The organism is Micromonospora inyonensis (genome assembly GCF_900091415.1).
GTDB classification, from domain to species: Bacteria; Actinomycetota; Actinomycetes; order Mycobacteriales; family Micromonosporaceae; genus Micromonospora; species Micromonospora inyonensis.
This window is the reverse complement of record NZ_FMHU01000002.1, coordinates 2,776,095-2,798,165: the sequence shown is the minus strand read 5'-3', so window position 1 is coordinate 2,798,165 and position 22,071 is coordinate 2,776,095. Positions and strand designations below refer to the sequence as shown.

Here is a 22,071-nt window from a genome sequence, read left to right as displayed (position 1 = left end):
GTAGCGGGAGGAAGAGGGCATGAGGCGTCTGTTCTGGCTCGGTATCGGGCTCGCCGCCGGCGTGATGGTGGTCCGCAAGGCCACCCGCACCGCGCACGCGTACACCCCGCAGGGCATCGCCGGCTCGCTGGCGGAATCGGCTGGCGGACTGATGGAGTCGCTGCGTAGCTTCGTGGAGGACGTCCGGATCGGGATGGCCGAACGCGAGCAGGAGATCCACGAGGCGTTCGCCCGGGGCGAGGCGTTCGACGACCAGTTCGCCGAGCTGCGGGAGGACCCGCGCATCGGCGACCGAGAGATCTTTCCGGAGGAACCCCAGCGATGAAGACGGCGGAGATCAAGCGGCGGTATCTCGCCCACTTCGAGGCGAACGGCCATGCCGTGGTGCCGTCCGCTCCGCTGCCCGCCATCAGCGACCCGAACCTGCTGTTCGTCAACGCCGGCATGGTGCAGTTCGTCCCGTACTTCCTGGGTCAGCAGACCCCGCCGTACCCGCGGGCGACCAGTGTCCAGAAGTGCATCCGCACCCCAGACATCGACGAGGTCGGCAAGACCAGCCGACACGGCACGTTCTTCCAGATGAACGGCAACTTCTCCTTCGGTGCCTACTTCAAGGAGGGGGCGATCCCGCTCGCCTGGGAGTTGTCCACGAAGCCGGCGGCGGAGGGTGGCTTCGGGCTCGACCCGGAGCGGATCTGGGCGACGGTCTACCTGGACGACGACGAGGCATATGACATCTGGCGGTCGGTGGGCGTGCCGACCGAGCGGATCGTGCGTCGGGGCAAGGCCGACAACTTCTGGTCGATGGGCATCCCCGGCCCGGCCGGGCCGTGCTCCGAGCTGTACTACGACCGCGGCCCCGCCTACGGGCGCGACGGCGGCCCGGAGGTCGACGAGGACCGCTACCTGGAGTACTGGAACCTCGTTTTCATGCAGTACGAGATCGCGGACGTGACCAGCAAGGAGCACTTCCGCATCGTCGGTGACCTGCCGAAGAAGAACATCGACACCGGCATGGGCCTGGAGCGGATGGCCTCCATCCTCCAGGGCGTCGACAACCTCTACGAGATCGACGAGGTCCGGCCGATCCTCGACCGTGCCTCCGTGCTGTCCGGCAAGCGGTACGGCGCGAGTTCCGGCCACGTGGCCGCCGAGTCGCACCCGGACGACGTCCGGCTGCGCGTGGTCGCCGACCACGTCCGTACCGCGCTGATGCTCATCGGCGACGGGGTGACCCCGAGCAACGAGGGGCGCGGCTACGTGCTGCGCCGGATCATGCGCCGGGCGATCCGGGCGATGCGGCTGCTGGGCTACCAGGACCGGGCGTTGCCCGAGCTGCTGCCGGTGGCCCGGGACTGCATGTCCCCGTCGTACCCGGAACTGGCCACCGAGTTCGACCGGATCTCGCAGTACGCGTACGCGGAGGAGGACGCCTTCCTCTCCACCCTGCGGGCCGGCACCACGATCCTGGACACCGCGATCAGCGAGACGAAGCAGGCCGGGAAGCCGGCACTCTCCGGCGACAAGGCGTTCCAACTGCACGACACGTACGGCTTCCCGATCGACCTGACCCTGGAGATCGCCGCCGAGCAGGGGCTGACCGTCGACGCGGAGGGCTTCCGCCGGCTGATGGCCGACCAGCGCTCCCGCGCCAAGGCCGACGCGAAGGCCCGCAAGACCGGGCACACCGACCTGTCCGCGTACCGGTCGGTGCTGGACAGCGGCGGCCCGGTGACCTTCACCGGGTACACCGAGACCAGGCGCGAGGCGAGAGTCCGGGCGCTGCTCTCCGGCGGTGCCCCGGTCGCGGCGGCGGTCGAGGGGGACACCGTCGAGCTGGTGCTCGACGCGACCCCGTTCTACGCCGAGGGCGGTGGACAGCAGCCCGACCAGGGCCTGGTCACCGTCGGTGGCGGCGAGGTCGAGATCTTCGACGTCCAGCAGCCGGTGCCCGGCCTGGTGGTGCACCGGGCGCGGGTGCGTCGGGGCGAGGTGCGGGCCGGGGAGACGGGCTTCGCTGAGATCGACGTGACCCGGCGGCGGGCGATCTCCCGCTCGCACACCGCCACCCACCTGGTGCACCAGACCATGCGCAACTTCCTCGGCGAGTCGGCCACCCAGGCGGGTTCGCTGAACGCACCGGGCCGGCTGCGGTTCGACTTCAACACCCCGACCGGGGTCGCGCCGAGCGTGCTGCACGACGTGGAGCAGCAGGTCAACGAGGTGCTCCTGGCCGACCTGGAGGTGCACGCCTTCGTCACCTCGCTGGAGGAGGCCCGCCGGCTCGGCGCGATGGCGCTCTTCGGCGAGAAGTACGGCGACGAGGTGCGGGTCGTCGAGGTCGGCGACTACGCCCGTGAGCTGTGCGGCGGCACCCACGTCGACCGCTCCGGGCAGCTCGGGCTGGTGAAGATCCTCTCCGAGTCGTCGATCGGGTCCGGGGTGCGCCGGGTCGAGGCGCTGGTCGGGATGGACGCGTTCCGCTTCCTGGCCAAGGAGCACCTGCTCGTCGCGCGACTGGCGGAGCTGTACCGGGTGCCCAGCGAGCAGGTTGCCGACCGGGTCGAGCAGACCGTCACCCAGCTCCGCGACGCCGAGAAGGAGCTGGAGAAGCTCCGCGCCCAGCTGGTGCTCGGCGGTGCGGCGGCGCTCGCCGCGCAGGCGAAGGACGTGCGCGGAGTCGCGTACGTCGGCACCGAGGCGCCGGAGGGCGCGGCCGGCAACGACGTGCGGACCCTCGCCCAGGAGATCCGGGGCCGGATCGATGCGGCGCGGCCGGCGGTGGTCGCGGTGGCGGCCCGTGCGGGCGGCAAGGCGTCCCTGGTGGTGGCGGTGAACGGCGCGGCGCGCAGCCGCGGACTGGCCGCGAACGACCTGGTCAAGGCGGCCTTCTCCGGCCGGGGCGGGGGCAGCCCCGACCTGGCGCAGGGCGGTGGCCTGCCGGCGGCCGAGGCGCCGAATCTGCTGCTGACGGTGGAAAAGGCGATCAGCGAGGCGTGACGTCCCCGTCGATGGGGTACCAGGGCGGGCCGGACGGTCCGCCCTGGTGTGTTCCTGCGGTACGGAATCGGCCCGGCGCGGGCCGGTGGAGGAGTGAGCCCGAGTGAGGGAATTCGTCCGGGGCGTCCGTCTCGGGGTGGACGTCGGACAGGTCCGGGTCGGCGTGTCGATCTGCGACCCGGACGGCATCCTGGCCACCCCGCTGGTCACCCTCGCCCGTGACCTGACCAGCGAGGACGACCGGGTGCCCACCGACGTTGCCGAGCTGCTCCGGCTCGTGGCCGAGCACGGGGCGGTCGAGGTGGTGGTCGGTCTCCCGGTGAACCTGGCCGGACGGCACGGCCCGGCCGCCGTACACGCCACGTCGTACGCGACCCGTTTGGCTGATGTAATAGCGCCTGTTCCGGTGACGCTGACGGACGAGAGGATGTCGACCGTGGTGGCTTCTCGTAGGCTGGCCGAGCGGGGCGTCCGGGGTAAACGGCAACGCGCGGTGGTCGACCAGGCCGCCGCGGTGGAGATTCTGCAGAGCTGGCTAGACGCGCAGCGGAGGCGGACGTAATGATCGACGACCTGGACCTCGGTTTCGACGAACGCGACCGGGGTGAGAAGGGCAAGCACCGGCGCAGCGCGATGCGCAAGCGCAAGGGCAAGGGCAAGTCCGGCGGCGGCGGCCGTACGGTGCTCGCCCTGATGCTGGCCCTCGTGCTGCTCGGCGCGATCGGCGGTGGCGCCTTCTACGGGTTCGACCGGGTGCAGAGCTACTTCGTCACCCCCGACTACGACGGCACCGGCACGGGTGAGGTGACCATCGAGGTCAAGCAGGGCGCGTTGATCGCGGACATCGCCAACGTGCTGTACGAGGCGGGCGTGATCAAGAGCGCCCAGGCGTTCATCGACGCCGCCGAGGAGAACGCGCGCAGCAAGAACATCCAGCCCGGCACCTACAAGGTGCGCAAGGAGATGAGCGGCGAGAGCGCGCTCGGCATGCTCCTCGACCTGAAGAACAAGATCGTCAAGGGGATCACCATCCCCGAGGGGCGCAGCGCCAAACAGACGTTCAAGCTCCTGTCGGAGCAGACCAAGATCCCGGTGGAGGACTTCGAGGCGGCGGCGAAGGACCCGGAGGCGCTCGGCGTCCCGGACTGGTGGTTCAAGCGCACCGACGGCAAGCCGGTCAAGAAGTCGGTCGAGGGTTTCCTCTACCCGGACACCTACGAGATCCCGCCGAAGGCGACCGCCCAGGTCATCCTCAAGGAGATGGTGTCGAACTTCCTCACCGTCACCGGCAAGATGAACTTCGCCGAGCGGGTGGAGAAGGAACGCGGCGGCATCAGCCCGTACGAGGCGCTGATCGTCGCGTCGCTCGCCCAGGCCGAGGCCGGCAACAAGGACGACCTCGGCAAGGTCGCCCGGGTGGCCTACAACCGCGCCTACGGTGAGTTCCCCTGCAACTGCCTGGAGATGGACGTCACGGTCAACTACTACCTGGAGTCGACCGGTCAGCGAACCAAGTCCTCCAAGGAGATGACCGCCGCCGACATGGACAACCCGAAGAACCCGTACAACCGCAAGCTGCGGGGCATGATTCCGACCCCGATCAACAACCCGGGCAAGGACGCGATGGAAGGGGCGATGGACCCGCCGGCGGGGAAGTGGCTGTACTTCGTGGCCATCGACAAGGAGGGGCACTCCGCCTTCGCCGAGACCTACGAGGAGCAGCTGAAGAACGAGGCCAAGGCGCGAGAGGCCGGCATCATCTGATGACGCACGGCCGTCGAGCGGCGGTGGTCGGTACGCCGATCGCGCACTCCCTCTCCCCGGCGATCCACAACGCCGGCTACGCGGCGGCCGGGCTGACCGGCTGGTCGTACACCCGGATCGAGTGTGACGCCGCCGGGCTGCCCGGCCTGGTCGCCGGGCTCGGCCCCGAGTGGGCCGGGCTGTCGGTGACCATGCCGGGCAAGGAGGCGGCGCTCACCGTGGCCGCCGAGGTGTCGCCGGTCGCCGCCGCCGTCGGGGCCGCGAACACGCTGGTCCACCGTCCCGACGGCTCCTGGTACGCGGACAACACCGACGTCGTCGGCATGGTGGAGGTGCTCACCGCCGCCGGGGTGGCTCCGGGTGCCACGGTCACCGTGCTCGGTGCCGGGGGCACCGCCCGGGCGGCCGTCGCGGCGGCGGCGCGGCTGGCCGCGAAGTCGGTGACCGTGCTGGCCCGCCGTCCGGAGGCGGTGGCGGAGCTACGGCCGGTGGCCGGGGCGCTCGGCGTGCCGATGGTTGCTGCCCCGTGGGCCGAGGCCGCCGCGCACCTCGACGTCGACGTGGTGGTCTCCACCCTGCCGAAGGGGGCGGCCGACCCGTTCGCCGAGGTGGCCGCCTGGCGGCCCGGGACGGTCTGCTTCGACGCCATCTACGACCCGTGGCCGACCCCGCTCGCCGCGTCCGCCCGGGCGGCCGGCGCTCGGGTGGTCTCCGGCCTGGACCTGCTGCTCGCCCAGGCCGTCGGCCAGTTCGAGCACTTCACCGGCGTCACCGCCCCGGTCGAGGCGATGCGCGCGGCGCTGCCGCCGCCCCGCTGACCCCGCCCCGGGCTCGGTGCGAGCCCGGGGGCGGGCGTCAGCTTTCCCGACCGGTGCGTCAGGCTCCTGCGGCCGACTTGAGGTCGGCGGCCCGGTCGGTGCTCTCCCAGGTCAGCTCGGGCAGTTCCCGGCCGAAGTGGCCGTAGGCTGCGGTCTGCCGGTAGATCGGGCGGAGCAGGTTCAGGTCCCGGATGATCGCCGCGGGACGCAGGTCGAACACCTCGTTGACGGCCTGCTCGATCCGCTCGACCGGCACGTTCTCCGTGCCGAACGTCTCGATGAACAGGCTGACCGGGTGGGCCTTGCCGATCGCGTAGGCGACCTGCGTCTCACAGCGTTCGGCCAGTCCGGCGGCGACGACGTTCTTCGCCACCCACCGCATCGCATAGGCGGCGGACCGGTCGACCTTTGAGGGGTCCTTACCGGAGAACGCCCCACCACCGTGCCGGGCGTACCCACCGTAGGTGTCCACGATGATCTTCCGACCCGTCAGGCCGGCGTCGCCCATCGGTCCACCGATCTCGAACCGACCCGTCGGGTTCACCAACAACCGGTACCCGCCGGAATCGAGTCCCAACGATTCCAGCTCGGGGTCCACGACGTGTTCCCGCACGTCGGGGGCGAGGAGTCCGTCGAGCGAGATGTCCGCCGCGTGCTGCGAGGACACGACCACCGTGTTCAGGCGGACCGGACGCAGACCCTCGTACTCGATGGTCACCTGCGTCTTACCATCCGGACGCAGATACGGAATCGTGCCGTCCTTCCGCACCGCCGACAACCGCCGCGCCAGGCGGTGCGCCAAAGCGATCGGCAACGGCATCAGCTCCGGCGTCTCCGAACACGCGAACCCGAACATCATGCCCTGATCCCCGGCACCCTGCGCATCCAACGCCGACTCCGACGACCCCGTCCGCAACTCGAACGCGTTGTCCACACCCTGCGCGATGTCCGGCGACTGCGCCCCGATCGACACACTCACCCCACACGACGCCCCGTCGAACCCCTTACGCGACGAGTCGTACCCGATCCCCAGGATCGTCTCCCGCACGATCGACGGGATATCCGCATACGCCTTCGTGGTCACCTCACCCGCGACGTGCACCTGCCCCGTCGTGATCAACGTCTCCACCGCGACCCGCGAACGCGGATCCTGACTCAACAACGCATCCAGAATCCCATCACTGATCTGATCAGCGATCTTGTCCGGGTGGCCCTCCGTGACCGACTCGGACGTGAACAGGCGACGTGCCACAGTGTTCCTCTCGGGTTCGACTCAGACGCTTACCGGAACGGGGGCGGGACGTGGGGTCGCGCCCCGGACCAGATCCAACAGGGCCACCGGGTCGGCCGGCGGGCGCCAGCCCCGCCAGGCCACGTACCCGTCCGGCCGTAGCAGGACGAACGGTTGCCGGTACCGGTGGGCGACCACCGCGTCGCGGTAGTCGTGGACGGCGAACGGCACCCCGGCGGCGGCGAACGCGGCCCGCAACGCGGGCACGCCCGGCGATCGACGAGTGGTAGCGGTGGCCGATGGGGCCGTCCGTGGCCGCCGGCCGTCGTTCCTCGTGGTAGCTGTCGAGCAGCACCGCCCCGGCCCAGCGCCGCAGGGTGGCGGCGAGCTTCCAGCCGAGGTTGACCGCGTCGCTGACGCCGTCGTGCCCGCCCGCGCCGGGGCGGTCGCCGCCGCAGCGGAACACCCGGCCGGTGCCCGGGGCTGGGTGACCGGCGCCGGCCGGGCGCGGGACGGGGCGCAGCGGCGCGGTGGCACCGTCGCAGGCGACCAGCCAGCCGGCGGTCACCACGGTCACCGCGCCGTCGCGGGATTCGACGAGCCGGGCCTCCACCCGGTCGTCGTACGGCCGGACCGCGTCGACCCGGCAGGACAGGTCGTGCCATCGACCCTCCGGTCCGGTGACGGTGGCGTCGACGCCGTACCGGGCCAGTTCCGCCTCCAGGGTCAGCCCGACCGGGCCGGTGCCCACCACCAGCACGTCCGTCCGGTGTCGTCTGCTCGTCATGTCACGTCCGTTCCCCGGGCCCGTCGCCCGGCCCCGGTGTCGTTCGGGCCCGACGCTAGGCCAGCGGGTACGAGCGCTCCTCCAGGCTGACTCGAACCGTGCTTTCGACCGGCGGGACCGCAGAGGGCCGGACCCGTCGCGTCGCCTCTCGTGACTCCGGTGGTCCGCAGGGCGGGACGCGGTGGCCGGTGCGGGGCGACGGGTGCGGGGCGTGCCAGACTGGTCCGGTGTTGCGCTGGTTGACTGCAGGTGAATCGCACGGTCCCGCCCTGGTCGCGCTCCTGGAGGGCGTCCCCGCCGGGGTGGAGGTCACCACCGGGGACATCTCCGCCGAGCTGGCCCGCCGTCGACTCGGCTACGGCCGGGGCGCGCGGATGGCGTTCGAGCAGGACGAGATCGAGATCATCGGGGGGCTCCGGCACGGCGTGACCATCGGCAGCCCGGTGGCCATCCGGGTCGGCAACTCGGAGTGGCCCAAGTGGCGCACCGTGATGGCCGCCGACCCGGTCGACGCCGAGGAACTGGCCGGGCAGGCACGCAACGCGCCGCTGACCCGCCCCCGTCCCGGTCACGCCGACCTGGCCGGCATGCAGAAGTACGGGCACACCGACGCCCGGCCGATCCTGGAACGCGCCAGCGCCCGGGAGACCGCCGCCCGGGTCGCCGTCGGTACCGTCGCCAAGGCCCTGGTGAAGCAGACCCTGGGCGTCGAGATCGTCTCGCACGTGGTGGAGCTGGGCCCGGTCGCGGCCGCGCCGGGGCTGCGTCCCCGGCCGGAGGACGCCGCGCGGATCGACGCCGACCCGCTGCGCTGCCTCGACCCGGAGGCGAGCGCCCGGATGGTCGCCGAGGTCGACGCCGCGAAGAAGGCCGCCGACACGCTCGGGGGCGTGGTCGAGGTGCTGGCGTACGGGGTGCCACCGGGTCTCGGCAGCCACGTGCAGTGGGACCGCAAGCTCGACGCCCGGCTGGCCACCGCGCTGATGTCGATCCAGGCGATCAAGGGCGTCGAGATCGGCGACGGGTGGCAGCAGGCGCGCTCCCGGGGCTCCGAGGCGCACGACGAGATGGTGCCGACCGCGACCGGGGTGCGCCGGGTGACCGACCGGGCCGGTGGCCTGGAGGGCGGCATCACCACCGGTGAGCCGCTGCGGGTGCGGGCCGCGATGAAGCCGATCTCCTCGCTGAACCGGGCCCTCGCCACGGTGGACGTGACCACCGGCGAGCCGGCCACCGCGATCAACCAGCGGTCGGACGTCTGTGCCGTACCGGCCGCGGCGGTGGTCGCCGAGGCCATGGTGGCCCTGGTGCTCGCCGAGGCCACCCTGGAGAAGTTCGGCGGCGACTCGGTGGCCGAGATCCGCCGCAACCTCGCCGGTTACCTCGACGCCCTGGTGATCAGATGACGGTGAACCGGCCGGTCTGCGTGCTGGTGGGGGCCCCGGGCGCGGGTAAGACCACCGTCGGGCGGGCACTCGCCGGCGCGCTGGGGGTGGAGTTCCGCGACACGGACGAGGACATCGAGCGGATGGCCGGCAAGCCGATCCCGGAGATCTTCGTCGACGAGGGAGAGGCGCACTTCCGTGCCCTCGAGCGGGCGGCGGTGGCGGCGGCGCTGGCGTCCTGCCCCGGCGTGCTCGCCCTCGGCGGTGGTGCGGTCCTGGCCGAGGAGAACCGCGCCGAACTGGTCGGGCACACCGTGGTGTATCTCAGCGTCGAGCTGACCGACGCGATCAAGCGGGTCGACCTGGGCGTCGGCCGGCCGCTGCTGGCGCTCAACCCGAGGGCGACGCTGCGGTACCTGCTGGACCAGCGCCGCCCGTTCTACCAGGAGGTGGCGACCGCCACGGTGGTCACCGACGGGCGTGACCCTGCCGACATCGTCACCGAGGTGCTGACGCTGCTCGACCGCTGACGACCGCCCACCCCTACGGGTGGGTGCCGGCCGGCTCGCCCGGCACCGCCGTCGCCGGGCGGGGCCGGCGGGCGGGTCGCGCCTCCGGTCGCCAGGTGGCCAGCAGCGCCAGCGCCAGCAGGATCTCGGCCAGGTCGCCGCCGTAGTACATGACCGTCGCACCGGCCCGCAGCTGGGCGGCGGAGGCCGGGACGTCGACCAGCAGCCCGGCGTAGAGGAGTTGGGCGAGGGCGGCGTGCCCGGCGACCGCGAACCCGACCACGACCAGGCGCACCGGCACCCGGGGACGGTGGGGGCCCGGGTCCGGGCCGGCGATCGACCAGGCGAAGAGGTATCCGCTGAGCAGGAAGTGCAACTGGAGCAGGTGGTGCACCGCCGGTTGGTCGAGGCTCGCCCGGTAGAGCGGGGTCAGGTAGAGCACCCAGAGTCCACCGACGGTGAGCAGCAGACCGGTGGCCGGGTGGGCGAGTAGCCGGGGGAGTGGGTGGCCCAGCCAGCGGATCGCGGCCCGCCCGACGGACCGGTCGACGACGCGCAGGGCCAGCGTCCCGGGGGCCCCGAGCACCAGCCCCAGTGGCGCGAGCATGCCGAGCAGCAGGTGCTGCCACATGTGCCCGACGAGGTCGTGCGCGGGCACGGCCAGGCCGACGCCGAGCAGCAGCGTCCCGGTCCCGAACGCCGTGGTCCGCCAGGTGCTCCAGGCCCGGCCGGCGCGGTGTTGCCGGACCACTCCGGCCAGGTAGACCCCGACCAGCAGCAGCGGTACGACCAGCGTCGGGTCCACGCCGGGCGGTGCGGTGTGTCCGTCGGCATGGGCCAGGACGTTCACGGCAGGTCGCCCCGCGACCCGTCGCCACCGCGCTGGAGCAGCCAGCCGCCGGCGACCAGGACCGCGCCGAGCGCGAGGAAGCCGAGGTCCCACCAGAGCCGGTGCGCGCCCTCCCGGACGTGGTGGATGCCGAGCAGGTGGTGGTCGACGACCCCCTCCACCAGGTTGAACAGTCCCCAGCCGACCAGCGCCCAGCCCCAGAGGGTGGGGGAGCGCCACAGCCGGCTCCGGGAGCGGGTCACCCGGGCGTGCAGCAGGGCCAGACCGGCCAGCACCGCCACCCAGGTCACCACGTGGAAGATCCCGTCCCAGAGGGTGTTCATCCGCAGGCCGGGGACGGTGTCCACCGGGTACTCCCGGATGCCGGCGTTGTCGCTGCCGGTGGCGCTGAGCATGTGGTGCCACTGGAGCACCTGGTGCAGCAGGATGCCGTCGAAGAACCCGCCCAGTCCGACCCCGAGCAGGATGGCGGGAAGCCGGATGTCGGCGTCCTCGATCGTGCGGGTTGCCATGCGGGACCTCCACCGTCGTCGATTCGGACCGGCTCGGGCCCTGCCCGGTCCCTCTCGGGTTAAACGCCGTTGTCCGGTATGCGGTCACCAGGTGGACGGTCGGGCCGGATCGGACCGCCGCTCGGCTAGGCTCCGCAGCGATGGACGAGATGACCCGGATCCCGGTCGGCGGCGAGCGCCCGTACGACGTACTCGTGGGACGCGGCCTGTGGGAGGCGCTGCCCGGCCTGCTTCCCGGCGTGACCCGCGCGGCGGTGCTGTACGCCCGGCCGCTGCGACAGTTGGCCGACGCGCTCGGCGACCGGCTGCGGGCGGCCGGCGTGGAGCCCCTGCCGATGGAGGTGCCGGACGCCGAGGCCGGCAAGCAGATCGACGTGGCCGCCCACTGCTGGGACCGGCTGGGAGCGGCGAACGTCACCCGCAACGACGCGGTGGTCGGGGTGGGCGGCGGCGCGGTGACCGACCTGGCCGGGTTCGTCGCCGCGAGTTGGCTGCGCGGGGTGCGCTGGGTGCCGGTGGCGACCTCGTTGCTCGGGATGGTCGACGCGGCGGTGGGCGGTAAGACCGGGATCAACACCGCTGCCGGCAAGAACCTGGTCGGCGCGTTCCACCCGCCGGCCGGCGTTCTCTGTGACCTGACCGTGCTGGACACGCTCCCCGCCGTCGACCTGACCGCCGGGCTCGCCGAGGTGGTCAAGTGCGGTTTCATCGCCGACCCGGTGATCCTGGACCTGATCCTGCGGGATCCGGCCGCGGCGACCGACCCGGCCGGCGCGGTGACCCGTGAGCTGATCGAGCGGGCGATCCGGGTCAAGGCCGACGTGGTCTCCGGTGACCTGCGCGAGTCGGGCGTCCGGGAGGTGCTCAACTACGGCCACACCCTGGCCCATGCCATCGAGAAGGTGGAGGGCTACCGCTGGCGGCACGGGCACGCCGTCTCGGTCGGGCTGGTCTACGCCGGCACGCTCGGTCGGCTGGCCGGTCGGCTGGACGCGGCGACCGCCGAGCGGCACCGCACGGTCGTGACGGCCCTTGGCCTGCCGACGCGCTACCCGGCGGCGGCGTGGCCGGACCTGCTCGCCACGATGCGGGTGGACAAGAAGGCGCGCGGATCCCGGCTGCGGTTCGTGGTGCTCGACGGACTGGCCCGCCCGGCGATCCTCGAGGATCCGGACGACGAGCTGCTGCACGCGGCCTTCCGCGAGGGGGTGGCGGCGTGAGGGTGTACGTGCTGAACGGGGTGAACCTGGGTCGGCTGGGTACCCGGCAGGTCGACGTCTACGGCGCGACCGGCTACGCCGACCTGGTGGCGCTCTGCGAACGCACCGGCGCCGACCTCGGGCTGGAGGTGACGGTGCGGCAGACCGACGCCGAGCACGAGCTGATCGGTTGGCTGCACGACGCCGCCGACGAGGGTGCCGCGGTGGTGCTCAACCCGGCGGCCTGGTCGCACTACTCGATCGCGGTGCGGGATGCCTGCGCGATGCTGCGCGGGCCGCTGGTCGAGGTGCACATCTCCAACATCCACGCCCGGGAGGAGTTCCGGCACCACTCGGTGGTCTCGGCGGTGGCGACCGGGGTGATCTGCGGCCTGGGCCTGGACGGTTACCGCCTGGCGCTGCACCACCTGGCCACGCTTTCCGGCTGAACGCCATCGCCGAACGGTCACGCTGAGTGTCTGCGAGGCCGTCGTCACGGTGGGTTGTCGTTCGCCTCGGGTCCGACCTGGCCCTGCCGTCCTTTGCTCTGCACCCACGGACGCACCGCGCTGAGCTGGGATCTTGTCCGCGTGCGCGAGGAAGCCGATGGCTGGGCCCCTCACTCCGCGTGGTTGTCGCGTGCCGGGGTGCAGAGCCAGCGTCGACCCGGTGACATCGACGGGGCGTTGTCGACGCCGGAGAGTGACCGGCCGCGAGGGGAGCGGACCGCGTCGACGGATCGGCCCGGACGGCGACGGGCGCTCTCCGGCGCAGCTAGTAGACTTGCCAGGTCCGTCCGCCAATTGATGATCAAGGCAGGAAATGGCCACCACCAACGACCTCAAGAACGGCCTGGTACTCAACCTCGACGGGGGGCTCTGGGCTGTCGTGGAGTTCCAGCACGTCAAGCCCGGCAAGGGCGGGGCCTTCGTCCGCACCACGCTGAAGAACGTGCTCTCCGGCAAGGTCGTCGACAAGACCTTCAACGCGGGCACCAAGGTCGAGACCGCGACCGTCGACAAGCGCACCATGCAGTACCTCTACGCCGACGGCGAGGACTACGTCTTCATGGACCTGGAGACGTTCGACCAGATCACCGTCCCCGGTGCGACCGTGGGCGACGCGGCGAACTACCTCCTCCCCGAGGCGGAGGCGATCGTGGCCACCCACGAGGGTGTGCCGCTCTACGTCGAGCTGGCGACCAGCGTCGTGCTCGAGGTCACCTACACCGAGCCGGGCCTGCAGGGCGACCGCTCCACCGGCGGCAACAAGCCGGCCACCGTCGAGACCGGCGCGACCGTGCAGGTGCCGCTCTTCATCACCACCGGCGAGAAGATCAAGGTGGACACCCGAGACGGCCGTTACCTCGGCCGCGCCTGATGGCCGAGGCTCCCAAGCAGCAGATGCCCGCGCGCCGGAAGGCGCGTAAGCGGGCACTGGACGTGCTCTACGAGGCCGACCTGCGTGGCCGGCCGCCGGTGGAGGTGCTCGCCGGCTACATCGAGCGGATCGAGAAGCCCCGCCCGGAGCACCTCGGCTACGCCGTCAGCCTGGTCGAGGGGGTGGCGGCGCACCTCGACCGGATCGACGAGCTGATCGCCAGCTACGCCGAGGGGTGGACGCTGGAGCGGATGCCGGTGATCGATCGCAACCTCGCCCGGATCGCCGTCTGCGAGCTGCTCTACCACGACGACATCGACGACGCGGTGGCCATCAGCGAGGCCGTCGAGCTGGCCCGACAGATGTCGACCGACGACTCGCCGCGCTTCCTCAACGGCATCCTCGGCCGGATCGCCGACTACGCCAGCCGCTGAACCGCGCGGCAGCCCGTCCGCGCCGCGCCGTTTCGCCGGGGCGTCGCGCACACCGTACGTGCCCGAGGGGCCCGCGCCGACCGGCGCGGGCCCCTCGGGCACGATGCGGTTGTCAGGACGCGAAGAACGCCCGGGGGTCGGCGACCAGCACACCGTGCTCGTTGAGCCGCTCGATCAGCCCGGAGGGCGAGGCATCGTAGACGATGGCCAGGGCCCGCAGGTCGTCGGCGCGGATCGAGAGCACGCGGCCGTTGTAGTCACCGCGCTGCTGCTGGATGGCGCGGGCGTACCGGGCCACGTACGCCAGCTCCTCCGACGCCTCGTCGTAGAGCCGCTCCAGGTCCAGCACGATCTTGCTGGTCGGCTCGTGCCGGACGCCGCTGCCGTCGGGCAGCAGCTCGGAGACGGGTACGCGGTAGAAGTCGGCCAGCTCCGCCAGGCGGGACACGGTGACGGCCCGGTCACCACGCTCGTACGACCCGACCACGACGGCCTTCCACCGGCCGTTGGACTTCTCCTCCACGCCCTGCAGGGACAGGCCCTGCTGCTGGCGGATGGAGCGCAGGCGGGCGCCCAGCGACTTGGCGTATTCAGAGGGCATTCGGACACTCCCAGTGCTGCTCGGGGTTCTCCCAGCTATCGCTACGGAGCGTGACGGTACGGGGATTGCGACACGTGGTCAAGTGCTCGTGACCCACCTGTTCGCAACGCGGGGGCGATCCATCCATATTTCGGGACTGATCTGCCAATCAGCAGCCGCCCGACCGGGGCAGCGGTGACCACTGGTAACGTGGCCTGAAGCCCCCGCCGGGGCCGTTCGCGGCCGGTGTCGGGGGAGTCAGACGTCCTTTAACGACCCGTCCCGTGAGGCGGGGAAGGAGGTCCGCCGTGGCCTACCCGTCGGCTGCCCGATCCCCGGTGCCGAGGCAACCCTCGGTAAAGGTGATCCTCGCCAGCGCTGACGTGCAGCGCGTGGTCGACCGCATCGCCCACCAGATCCTGGAGAAGACCCAGGGCGCCGCCGACACCGTCCTGCTCGGCATCCCGACCCGGGGAGCGCCGTTGGCCCGCCGGCTCGCCGCCCGGATCAGCGCCTTCGAGGACGTCGCTGTACCGGTCGGTGTGCTCGACATCACCCTCTACCGCGACGACCTGCGCCGGCACGCCGTCCGGGCGGTCGGCCCGACCGAGGTGCCGCCCGGCGGCATCGACGGCAAGCGGGTCGTCCTCGTCGACGACGTGCTCTTCTCCGGCCGCACCGTCCGGGCCGCCCTGGACGCGCTCAACGACGTCGGCCGCCCCGCCTCCGTGCAACTCGCCGTCCTGGTCGACCGGGGACACCGGGAACTGCCCATCCGGGCCGACTACGTCGGCAAGAACATCCCGACCGCGCTCGCCGAGAGCGTGCGGGTCACCCTCGCCGAGGTGGACGGCACCGACGAGGTCAAGCTCTACGGGGGTACCCCCTCATGATCCGGCACCTGCTCTCCGGCGCGGACCTGGACGCGTCCACCGCCACCCTGGTCCTGGACACCGCCGCCCAGATGGCCACCGTGGCCGGTCGGGAGGTCAAGAAACTGCCGGCCCTGCGTGGCCGGACCGTGGTCAACCTCTTCTACGAGGACTCCACCCGGACCCGGATCTCCTTCGAGGCCGCGGCGAAGCGGCTCAGCGCCGATGTGATCAACTTCTCGGCGAAGGGGTCCAGCGTCGCCAAGGGCGAGAGCCTGAAGGACACCGCCCTCACCCTCCAGGCGATGGGGGCGGACGCGGTGGTGGTCCGCCACCCGGCCTCCGGTGCCCCGCACCGGCTGGCGAACTGGGTCGACGGCAGTGTGGTCAACGCCGGGGACGGCACCCACGAGCACCCCACCCAGGCGCTGCTGGACGCGTACACGATGCGCTCCCGGCTGGGTCGGATCGCCGGCCTGCACGTCGCCGTGGTCGGGGACGTGCTGCACAGCCGGGTGGCCCGCTCCAACGTCCTGCTGCTGTCCACCCTCGGCGCGAAGGTGACCCTGGTCGGGCCGCCGACCCTCATCCCGGTGGACATCGCGGCGGCCCTCGCACCCGGTACCGACGTCTCGTACGACCTCGACGCCGTGCTGCCCGGGGCGGACGTGGTGATGATGCTGCGGGTGCAGCGGGAGCGGATGACCGACTCCTACTTCCCCTCGGCCCGCGAGTACGCCCGCCGCTACGGCCTCGACGGCCCCCGCATGCGCCGCCTGCCGGAGCACGCGATCGTCATGCACCCCGGCCCGATGAACCGGGGCATGGAGATCACGCCCGAGGTGGCCGACTCACCCCGCTCCACCATCGTCGAACAGGTCACCAACGGGGTCTCCGTCCGGATGGCCGTCCTCTACCTGCTGCTCGGGGGGAACAACCAGTGACCACGTACCTGATCAAGGGGGTCAGCGTCGTCGGCGGCGCCCCCACCGACCTGCTGGTGCGCGACGGCGTCGTGGCCGAGACCGGCCGGGGCCTGTCCGCGCCGGGCGCCACCGTGCTCGACGCGGACGGCCTCGTCGCTCTTCCCGGGCTGGTCGACCTGCACACCCACCTGCGCGAGCCGGGCCGGGAGGACGCCGAGACGGTCGAGACCGGCTCCCGTGCGGCGGCCCTCGGCGGCTACACCGCGGTCTGTGCGATGGCGAACACCTCCCCGGTCGCCGACACCGCCGGCGTGGTCGAGCAGGTCTGGCGACTCGGCCGGGAGGCCGGGCTGGTCGACGTCCAGCCGATCGGCGCGGTCACCGTCGGCCTGGCCGGCGAGCGCCTGGCGGAGCTGGGCGCGATGGCCGACTCGGCGGCCCGGGTGCGGATCTTCTCCGACGACGGGCACTGCGTCGCGGATCCGAAGCTGATGCGCCGGGCGCTGGAGTACGTCAAGGCGTTCGACGGGATCATCGCCCAGCACGCCGAGGAGCCCCGGCTCACCGAGGGCGCCCAGATGCACGAGGGCGAGGTCTCCACCCGGCTCGGGCTGACCGGCTGGCCGGCGGTCGCCGAGGAGGCGATCATCGCCCGGGACGTGCTGCTCACCGAGCACGTCGGCGGTCGGCTGCACGTCTGCCACGTCTCGACGGCCGGCAGCGTCGAGGTGCTGCGCCAGGCCAAGGCGCGCGGAGTCCGGGTCACCGCCGAGGTCACCCCGCACCACCTGCTGCTCACCGACGCCCGCGCCGAGACGTACGACCCGGTCTACAAGGTCAACCCGCCGCTGCGCACCGCCACCGACATCGCCGCCCTGCGGGCGGCCCTGGTCGAGGGCGTGATCGACATCGTTGCCACCGACCACGCCCCGCACGCGGTGGAGGACAAGGAGTGCGAGTGGGCGTACGCCCGGCCGGGCATGCTCGGACTGGAGACGGCGCTGTCGATCGTGCTCGACGTGCTCGGCCCGGAGTGGCACCTGATCGCCGAGCGGATGTCCCGGACCCCGGCGCGCATCGCCGGCCTGGACGGCCACGGTCTCGACCCGGCCGCGGGCGTGCCGGCGAACCTCACCCTGGTCGACCCGGCCGCCCGACGCGTGATCGAGCCGGCGGACCTGGCCAGCCGTAGTCGCAACACCCCGTACGCCCGCATGACGCTGCCCGGTCGCATCGTGGCGACCTTCCTGCGCGGCGAGCCGACGGTCCTGGACGGAAAGGCTGTCAAATAATGTCCCAACACAGGCCCGCGATCCTGGTCCTCGAGGACGGGCGCACGTTCCACGGCGAGGCGTACGGTAGCGTCGGCGAGACCTTCGGCGAGGCGGTCTTCACCACCGGCATGACCGGCTACCAGGAGACCCTGACCGACCCCTCCTACCACCGGCAGGTGGTGGTGCAGACCGCCCCGCACATCGGCAACACCGGGGTCAACGGCGACGACGACGAGTCGGGCCGGATCTGGGTCGCCGGGTACGTGGTCCGCGACCCGGCCCGGACCGCCTCGAACTGGCGGTCCACCGGCGGGCTGGAGGAGCGCCTGGAAGCCGAGGGCGTGGTCGGTATCAGCGGGGTGGACACCCGGGCGCTCACCCGGCACCTGCGCGAGCGCGGCGCGATGCGGGTCGGCGTCTCCAGTGTCTCCGACGACCCCCGCGCCCTGCTGGCCCGGGTCCGCCAGACGCCGCCGATGGTCGGCGCGGACCTCTCCGCCGAGGTGACCACCGCCGAGCCGTACGTGGTCCCGGCCCAGGGCGAGCACCGGTTCACCGTCGCCGCGCTCGATCTGGGCATCAAGCGCAACGTGCCGCGTCGGCTCGCCGCGCGGGGCGTCACCACCCACGTGCTGCCGGCCTCCTCGACCATCGAGGAGGTGCTGGCCACCGGCGCGGACGCGGTCTTCCTCTCGCCCGGCCCCGGCGACCCGGCCACCGCCGACGTCCCGGTGGCCCTGGCCCGCGAGGTGCTGCGCCGCCGGGTGCCCCTGTTCGGCATCTGCTTCGGCAGTCAGCTGCTCGGCCGGGCGCTCGGGTTCGGCACCTACAAACTCGGGTACGGCCACCGGGGCATCAACCAGCCGGTGCTGGACCGCGCCACCGGCAAGGTCGAGGTGACCAGCCACAACCACGGCTTCGCGGTGCAGTTCCCCGGAGCCGAGCCGGGGGCCGTGGTCCCGGACCGGATCGTCGACACCGAGTTCGGTGGTGTCGAGGTCAGTCACGTCTGCCTCAACGACAACGTAGTCGAGGGCCTGCGGGCGAAGGACGTGCCCGCGTTCACCGTCCAGTACCACCCGGAGGCGGCGGCCGGTCCGCACGACGCGGACTACCTCTTCGACCGCTTCGCGGAACTGATCGAGGGCCGCGGCTCCGACCGGAAGCACAGTGGAGGCGGGAAGAATGCCTAAGCGGACCGACCTCAAGCACATCCTGGTGATCGGCTCCGGGCCGATCGTCATCGGCCAGGCCTGCGAGTTCGACTACTCCGGCACCCAGGCCTGCCGGGTGCTGCGCGGCGAGGGGATCCGGGTCAGCCTGGTCAACTCCAACCCGGCGACCATCATGACCGACCCGGAGTTCGCCGACGCCACCTACGTCGAGCCGATCACGCCGGAGTTCGTGGAGCTGGTCATCGCCAAGGAGCGCCCGGACGCCCTGCTGCCCACCCTGGGCGGGCAGACCGCGCTGAACACCGCGGTGGCCCTGCACGAGGCGGGTGTCCTCGACAAGTACGGCGTCGAGCTGATCGGCGCGAACATCGAGGCGATCCGGCGCGGTGAGGACCGGCAGTTGTTCAAGGACATCGTCGCCAAGGCCGGGGTTCGCCTCGGCTTCGCCGACCCGTCCGCGTTGGTGCCCCGCTCGCGGGTCTGCCACTCCATGGACGAGGTCCGGGACACGGCCGCCGAGCTGGGCCTGCCGGTGGTGATCCGGCCGTCGTTCACCATGGGCGGCCTCGGCTCCGGTATGGCGCACACCGGCGAGGACCTGGAGCGCATCGCCGGGGCCGGGCTGGCCGCCAGCCCGGTGCACGAGGTGCTCATCGAGGAGAGCGTGCTCGGCTGGAAGGAGTACGAACTCGAACTCATGCGGGACCGGCACGACAACGTGGTGGTGGTCTGCTCGATCGAGAACGTCGACCCGATGGGCGTGCACACCGGCGACAGCGTCACCGTCGCCCCGGCGATGACCCTGACCGACCGGGAGTACCAGCGCCTGCGTGACCTCGGCATCGCGGTGCTGCGTGAGGTCGGCGTGGACACCGGCGGCTGCAACATCCAGTTCGCGGTGAACCCGGCCGACGGGCGGATCGTCGTCATCGAGATGAACCCCCGGGTGTCCCGGTCGTCCGCGCTCGCCTCCAAGGCGACCGGTTTCCCGATCGCGAAGATCGCCGCGAAGCTCGCCATCGGCTACACCCTGGACGAGATCCCCAACGACATCACGCGCAAGACCCCGGCGGCGTTCGAGCCGGCCCTCGACTACGTCGTGGTGAAGATCCCCCGGTTCGCCTTCGAGAAGTTCCCCGGCGCGGACCGGGAGCTGACCACCACGATGAAGTCGGTCGGCGAGGCGATGAGCCTCGGCCGGAACTTCACCGAGGCGCTGAACAAGGCGATGCGCTCGATGGAGACGAAGGAAGCCGGGTTCTGGACCCTGCCCGACCCGGCCGACGCGACGAAGGAGAACACCCTCGCCGCGTTGCGGATGCCGCACGACGGGCGGCTCTACACCGTCGAACGGGCGCTGCGCCTCGGCGCGTCGATCGCCGAGGTCACGACGGCCTCCGGCGGCATCGACCCGTGGTTCCTGGACCAGATCTGCGCCCTGGTCGAGCTGCGCGCCGAGATCGTCGCCGCTCCGGTGCTCGAGGGGGACCTGCTGCGCCGGGCCAAGCGGGCCGGGCTCTCCGACCGGCAGCTCGCCGCACTCCGGCCCGAACTGGCCGCCGAGGACGGCGTACGCACCCTGCGGCACCGCCTCGACGTCCGGCCGGTCTACAAGACCGTGGACACCTGCGCGGCCGAGTTCGCCGCGACCACGCCGTACCACTACTCCTCCTACGACTCCGAGACCGAGGTGGTCGGCTCGGACCGGCCGAAGGTGCTGATCCTGGGCTCCGGGCCGAACCGGATCGGCCAGGGCATCGAGTTCGACTACTCCTGCGTGCACGCGGTGATGGCGCTGCGGGCGGCCGGCTACGAGACGGTCATGGTCAACTGCAACCCGGAGACCGTCTCCACCGACTACGACACCGCCGACCGGCTCTACTTCGAGCCGCTCACCTTCGAGGACGTGCTGGAGGTCTGGCACGCCGAGGACACCTCCGGGAGAGCGGCCGGCGGGCCGGGTGTGGTCGGCATGGTCGTCCAGTTGGGCGGGCAGACGCCGCTGGGGCTGGCGCAGCGGCTCAAGAACGCCGGGGTACCGGTGGTCGGCACCTCCCCGGAGTCCATCCACCTCGCCGAGGAGCGGGGCGCGTTCGGCGCGGTGCTGGCCCGGGCCGGTCTGCGCGCGCCCGCGCACGGCACCGCCACCTCGTACGAGGAGGCGAAGGCGATCGCCGACGAGATCGGCTACCCGGTGCTGGTCCGGCCCTCGTACGTGCTCGGCGGCCGGGGCATGGAGATCGTCTACGACGACCCGACGCTGCGCGACTACATCGGCCGGGCCACCGACATCTCCCCGGACCACCCGGTCCTGGTGGACCACTTCCTCGACGACGCGATCGAGATCGACGTGGACGCGCTCTGCGACGCCGACGGCGAGGTCTACCTCGGCGGCGTGATGGAGCACATCGAGGAGGCCGGCATCCACTCCGGCGACTCGTCCTGCGCGCTGCCGCCGATCACCCTGGCCGGTTCGCACCTGACGCAGGTCCGCCGGTACACCGAGGCGATCGCCCGGGGTGTCGGGGTGCGGGGCCTGCTCAACGTGCAGTACGCCCTCAAGGACGACGTGCTCTACGTCCTGGAGGCGAACCCGCGCGCCTCGCGGACCGTGCCGTTCGTCTCCAAGGCCACGGCGGTGCCGCTGGCCAAGGCGGCGGCCCGCATCGCGCTCGGGGCGACCATCGCGGAACTGCGCGCCGAGGGCCTGCTGCCGGCCTCCGGTGACGGGGGCACGCTGCCGCCGGACGCCCCGATCGCGGTGAAGGAGGCGGTGCTGCCGTTCAAGCGGTTCCGCACCCCCACCGGGAAGGGCGTGGACTCGCTGCTCGGCCCGGAGATGAAGTCCACCGGCGAGGTGATGGGCATCGACACCTCGTTCGGGCACGCCTTCGCCAAGAGCCAGTCCGCCGCGTACGGCTCGCTGCCCACCTCCGGCCGGATCTTCGTCTCGGTGGCGAACCGGGACAAGCGCGGGATGATCTTCCCGGTGAAGCGCCTGGCCGACCTGGGCTTCGAGATCCTGGCGACCACCGGCACGGCCGAGGTGCTGCGCCGGTACGGCATCGCGTGCGAGCAGATCCGTAAGCACTACGAGGCCGGTGCCGGGGAGGACGCGGTGTCGCTGATCCTGGGCGGCGAGGTGGCGTTGGTGATCAACACGCCGCAGGGCTCCGGGGCGAGCGCCCGTTCCGACGGGTACGAGATCCGCAGCGCGGCGGTCACCGCCGACATCCCCTGCATCACCACCGTCCCCGGCGCGGCCGCGGCCGTGATGGGCATCGAGGCGCGGATCCGGGGCGACATGACCGTCCGTCCCCTCCAGGAACTCCACGCCGCCCTGCGGGCCGCGGAATGACCGCCGACCGGCGGGAG

General features: G+C 72.0%; 21 protein-coding genes. 16 read left to right on the top strand and 5 right to left on the bottom strand.

The window, feature by feature from the left end:
- Nucleotides 1–19 precede the first annotated feature (19 nt).
- From GA0074694_RS26790 to GA0074694_RS26770, 5 genes are all read left to right on the top strand, one after another.
- Nucleotides 20–325 (top strand): hypothetical protein, encoded by a 306-nt coding sequence (locus GA0074694_RS26790; protein WP_091462760.1) that lies wholly within the window; start codon nucleotides 20–22, stop codon nucleotides 323–325.
- On the top strand, nucleotides 322–3,000 hold the full coding sequence (gene alaS, locus GA0074694_RS26785) for an alanine--tRNA ligase (protein ID WP_091462759.1): 2,679 nt from the start codon (nucleotides 322–324) through the stop codon (nucleotides 2,998–3,000). The genes GA0074694_RS26790 and alaS overlap by 4 nt, the downstream gene beginning before the upstream one ends.
- 103 nt (nucleotides 3,001–3,103) lie before the next feature.
- The gene (gene ruvX / locus GA0074694_RS26780) at nucleotides 3,104–3,562 is read left to right on the top strand and encodes a Holliday junction resolvase RuvX (protein ID WP_091462758.1); all 459 of its coding nucleotides are present in this window, start codon (nucleotides 3,104–3,106) and stop codon (nucleotides 3,560–3,562) included.
- The gene (gene mltG / locus GA0074694_RS26775; protein WP_091462757.1) at nucleotides 3,562–4,764 is read left to right on the top strand and encodes an endolytic transglycosylase MltG; all 1,203 of its coding nucleotides are present in this window, start codon (nucleotides 3,562–3,564) and stop codon (nucleotides 4,762–4,764) included. The genes ruvX and mltG overlap by 1 nt, the downstream gene beginning before the upstream one ends.
- The gene (locus GA0074694_RS26770) at nucleotides 4,764–5,582 is read left to right on the top strand and encodes a shikimate dehydrogenase (protein WP_091462756.1); all 819 of its coding nucleotides are present in this window, start codon (nucleotides 4,764–4,766) and stop codon (nucleotides 5,580–5,582) included. Before mltG ends, GA0074694_RS26770 begins: the two co-directional genes overlap by 1 nt.
- 58 nt (nucleotides 5,583–5,640) lie before the next feature.
- Here GA0074694_RS26770 and metK read toward each other — a convergent pair whose 3' ends face one another.
- Together metK and GA0074694_RS34385 are read right to left on the bottom strand one after the other, a co-directional pair.
- Nucleotides 5,641–6,834 (bottom strand): methionine adenosyltransferase, encoded by a 1,194-nt coding sequence (gene metK / locus GA0074694_RS26765; RefSeq protein WP_091462755.1) that lies wholly within the window; start codon nucleotides 6,832–6,834, stop codon nucleotides 5,641–5,643.
- Nucleotides 6,773–7,600, bottom strand: coding sequence for an FAD-dependent monooxygenase (locus GA0074694_RS34385; RefSeq protein ID WP_141714286.1), 828 nt, complete (start codon nucleotides 7,598–7,600; stop codon nucleotides 6,773–6,775). The genes metK and GA0074694_RS34385 overlap by 62 nt, the downstream gene beginning before the upstream one ends.
- Nucleotides 7,601–7,827: 227 nt before the next feature.
- Here GA0074694_RS34385 and aroC point away from each other — a divergent pair, with 227 nt between their 5' ends.
- Nucleotides 7,828–9,006, top strand: a complete 1,179-nt coding sequence (gene aroC, locus GA0074694_RS26755; protein WP_091462754.1) for a chorismate synthase — start codon at nucleotides 7,828–7,830, stop codon at nucleotides 9,004–9,006.
- The gene (locus tag GA0074694_RS26750) at nucleotides 9,003–9,515 is read left to right on the top strand and encodes a shikimate kinase (RefSeq protein ID WP_091462753.1); all 513 of its coding nucleotides are present in this window, start codon (nucleotides 9,003–9,005) and stop codon (nucleotides 9,513–9,515) included. The genes aroC and GA0074694_RS26750 overlap by 4 nt, the downstream gene beginning before the upstream one ends.
- 13 nt (nucleotides 9,516–9,528) lie before the next feature.
- Here GA0074694_RS26750 and GA0074694_RS26745 read toward each other — a convergent pair whose 3' ends face one another.
- A complete protein-coding gene (locus GA0074694_RS26745) occupies nucleotides 9,529–10,344 on the bottom strand; it encodes a cytochrome c oxidase assembly protein (protein WP_245714922.1) in 816 nt (271 codons plus the stop codon).
- Nucleotides 10,341–10,856, bottom strand: a complete 516-nt coding sequence (locus GA0074694_RS26740; RefSeq protein ID WP_091462752.1) for a DUF2243 domain-containing protein — start codon at nucleotides 10,854–10,856, stop codon at nucleotides 10,341–10,343. Before GA0074694_RS26740 ends, GA0074694_RS26745 begins: the two co-directional genes overlap by 4 nt.
- Before the next feature lie 140 nt (nucleotides 10,857–10,996).
- Here GA0074694_RS26740 and aroB point away from each other — a divergent pair, with 140 nt between their 5' ends.
- The 4 genes from aroB to nusB all read left to right on the top strand — a co-directional run bounded on the left by aroB (nucleotide 10,997) and on the right by nusB (nucleotide 13,869).
- Complete coding sequence (gene aroB / locus GA0074694_RS26735) at nucleotides 10,997–12,076, top strand: 3-dehydroquinate synthase (protein WP_091462751.1); 1,080 nt, start codon at nucleotides 10,997–10,999, stop codon at nucleotides 12,074–12,076.
- Nucleotides 12,073–12,504 carry a type II 3-dehydroquinate dehydratase gene (gene aroQ, locus GA0074694_RS26730; RefSeq protein WP_091462750.1) on the top strand — a complete coding sequence of 144 codons (432 nt, stop codon included), beginning with the start codon at nucleotides 12,073–12,075 and terminating at the stop codon, nucleotides 12,502–12,504. Before aroB ends, aroQ begins: the two co-directional genes overlap by 4 nt.
- Before the next feature lie 373 nt (nucleotides 12,505–12,877).
- Nucleotides 12,878–13,435 (top strand): elongation factor P, encoded by a 558-nt coding sequence (efp, locus tag GA0074694_RS26725; protein WP_091462749.1) that lies wholly within the window; start codon nucleotides 12,878–12,880, stop codon nucleotides 13,433–13,435.
- Between the two features lie 23 nt (nucleotides 13,436–13,458).
- Nucleotides 13,459–13,869: a transcription antitermination factor NusB gene (nusB, locus tag GA0074694_RS26720; RefSeq protein ID WP_176738201.1), complete on the top strand. Its 411-nt coding sequence runs from the start codon at nucleotides 13,459–13,461 to the stop codon at nucleotides 13,867–13,869.
- 112 nt (nucleotides 13,870–13,981) lie between these two features.
- Here the strand turns inward: nusB and bldD are convergent, their stop codons facing one another.
- On the bottom strand, nucleotides 13,982–14,470 hold the full coding sequence (gene bldD / locus GA0074694_RS26715) for a transcriptional regulator BldD (RefSeq protein WP_018253136.1): 489 nt from the start codon (nucleotides 14,468–14,470) through the stop codon (nucleotides 13,982–13,984).
- A 287-nt stretch (nucleotides 14,471–14,757) separates the two neighbouring features.
- On the opposite strand from bldD, the gene pyrR reads away from it, so the two are divergent.
- The 5 genes from pyrR to carB are packed head-to-tail and all read left to right on the top strand — an operon-like array spanning nucleotide 14,758 to nucleotide 22,054.
- On the top strand, nucleotides 14,758–15,342 hold the full coding sequence (gene pyrR, locus GA0074694_RS26710; RefSeq protein ID WP_091462747.1) for a bifunctional pyr operon transcriptional regulator/uracil phosphoribosyltransferase PyrR: 585 nt from the start codon (nucleotides 14,758–14,760) through the stop codon (nucleotides 15,340–15,342).
- The gene (locus GA0074694_RS26705) at nucleotides 15,339–16,265 is read left to right on the top strand and encodes an aspartate carbamoyltransferase catalytic subunit (protein WP_091462746.1); all 927 of its coding nucleotides are present in this window, start codon (nucleotides 15,339–15,341) and stop codon (nucleotides 16,263–16,265) included. The genes pyrR and GA0074694_RS26705 overlap by 4 nt, the downstream gene beginning before the upstream one ends.
- Nucleotides 16,262–17,539 (top strand): dihydroorotase, encoded by a 1,278-nt coding sequence (locus GA0074694_RS26700; protein WP_091462745.1) that lies wholly within the window; start codon nucleotides 16,262–16,264, stop codon nucleotides 17,537–17,539. The genes GA0074694_RS26705 and GA0074694_RS26700 overlap by 4 nt, the downstream gene beginning before the upstream one ends.
- The gene (gene carA / locus GA0074694_RS26695) at nucleotides 17,539–18,714 is read left to right on the top strand and encodes a glutamine-hydrolyzing carbamoyl-phosphate synthase small subunit (protein WP_091462744.1); all 1,176 of its coding nucleotides are present in this window, start codon (nucleotides 17,539–17,541) and stop codon (nucleotides 18,712–18,714) included. Before GA0074694_RS26700 ends, carA begins: the two co-directional genes overlap by 1 nt.
- A complete protein-coding gene (carB, locus tag GA0074694_RS26690; RefSeq protein WP_091462743.1) occupies nucleotides 18,707–22,054 on the top strand; it encodes a carbamoyl-phosphate synthase large subunit in 3,348 nt (1,115 codons plus the stop codon). The genes carA and carB overlap by 8 nt, the downstream gene beginning before the upstream one ends.
- Nucleotides 22,055–22,071: the final 17 nt, after the last annotated feature.

What these genes read in the sequence shown, in the direction of transcription:
- GA0074694_RS34385 (WP_141714286.1), bottom strand. Translation starts at nt 7,600, where the DNA reads ATGACGAGCAGACGACACCGGACGGACGTGCTGGTGGTGGGCACCGGC.
- efp (WP_091462749.1), top strand. Translation starts at nt 12,878, where the DNA reads ATGGCCACCACCAACGACCTCAAGAACGGCCTGGTACTCAACCTCGAC.
- GA0074694_RS26705 (WP_091462746.1), top strand. Translation starts at nt 15,339, where the DNA reads ATGATCCGGCACCTGCTCTCCGGCGCGGACCTGGACGCGTCCACCGCC.
- GA0074694_RS26750 (WP_091462753.1), top strand. Translation starts at nt 9,003, where the DNA reads ATGACGGTGAACCGGCCGGTCTGCGTGCTGGTGGGGGCCCCGGGCGCG.
- GA0074694_RS26790 (WP_091462760.1), top strand. Translation starts at nt 20, where the DNA reads ATGAGGCGTCTGTTCTGGCTCGGTATCGGGCTCGCCGCCGGCGTGATG.
- carB (WP_091462743.1), top strand. Translation starts at nt 18,707, where the DNA reads ATGCCTAAGCGGACCGACCTCAAGCACATCCTGGTGATCGGCTCCGGG.
- alaS (WP_091462759.1), top strand. Translation starts at nt 322, where the DNA reads ATGAAGACGGCGGAGATCAAGCGGCGGTATCTCGCCCACTTCGAGGCG.
- GA0074694_RS26770 (WP_091462756.1), top strand. Translation starts at nt 4,764, where the DNA reads ATGACGCACGGCCGTCGAGCGGCGGTGGTCGGTACGCCGATCGCGCAC.
- aroB (WP_091462751.1), top strand. Translation starts at nt 10,997, where the DNA reads ATGGACGAGATGACCCGGATCCCGGTCGGCGGCGAGCGCCCGTACGAC.
- mltG (WP_091462757.1), top strand. Translation starts at nt 3,562, where the DNA reads ATGATCGACGACCTGGACCTCGGTTTCGACGAACGCGACCGGGGTGAG.
- carA (WP_091462744.1), top strand. Translation starts at nt 17,539, where the DNA reads ATGTCCCAACACAGGCCCGCGATCCTGGTCCTCGAGGACGGGCGCACG.
- nusB (WP_176738201.1), top strand. Translation starts at nt 13,459, where the DNA reads ATGCCCGCGCGCCGGAAGGCGCGTAAGCGGGCACTGGACGTGCTCTAC.
- bldD (WP_018253136.1), bottom strand. Translation starts at nt 14,470, where the DNA reads ATGCCCTCTGAATACGCCAAGTCGCTGGGCGCCCGCCTGCGCTCCATC.
- GA0074694_RS26740 (WP_091462752.1), bottom strand. Translation starts at nt 10,856, where the DNA reads ATGGCAACCCGCACGATCGAGGACGCCGACATCCGGCTTCCCGCCATC.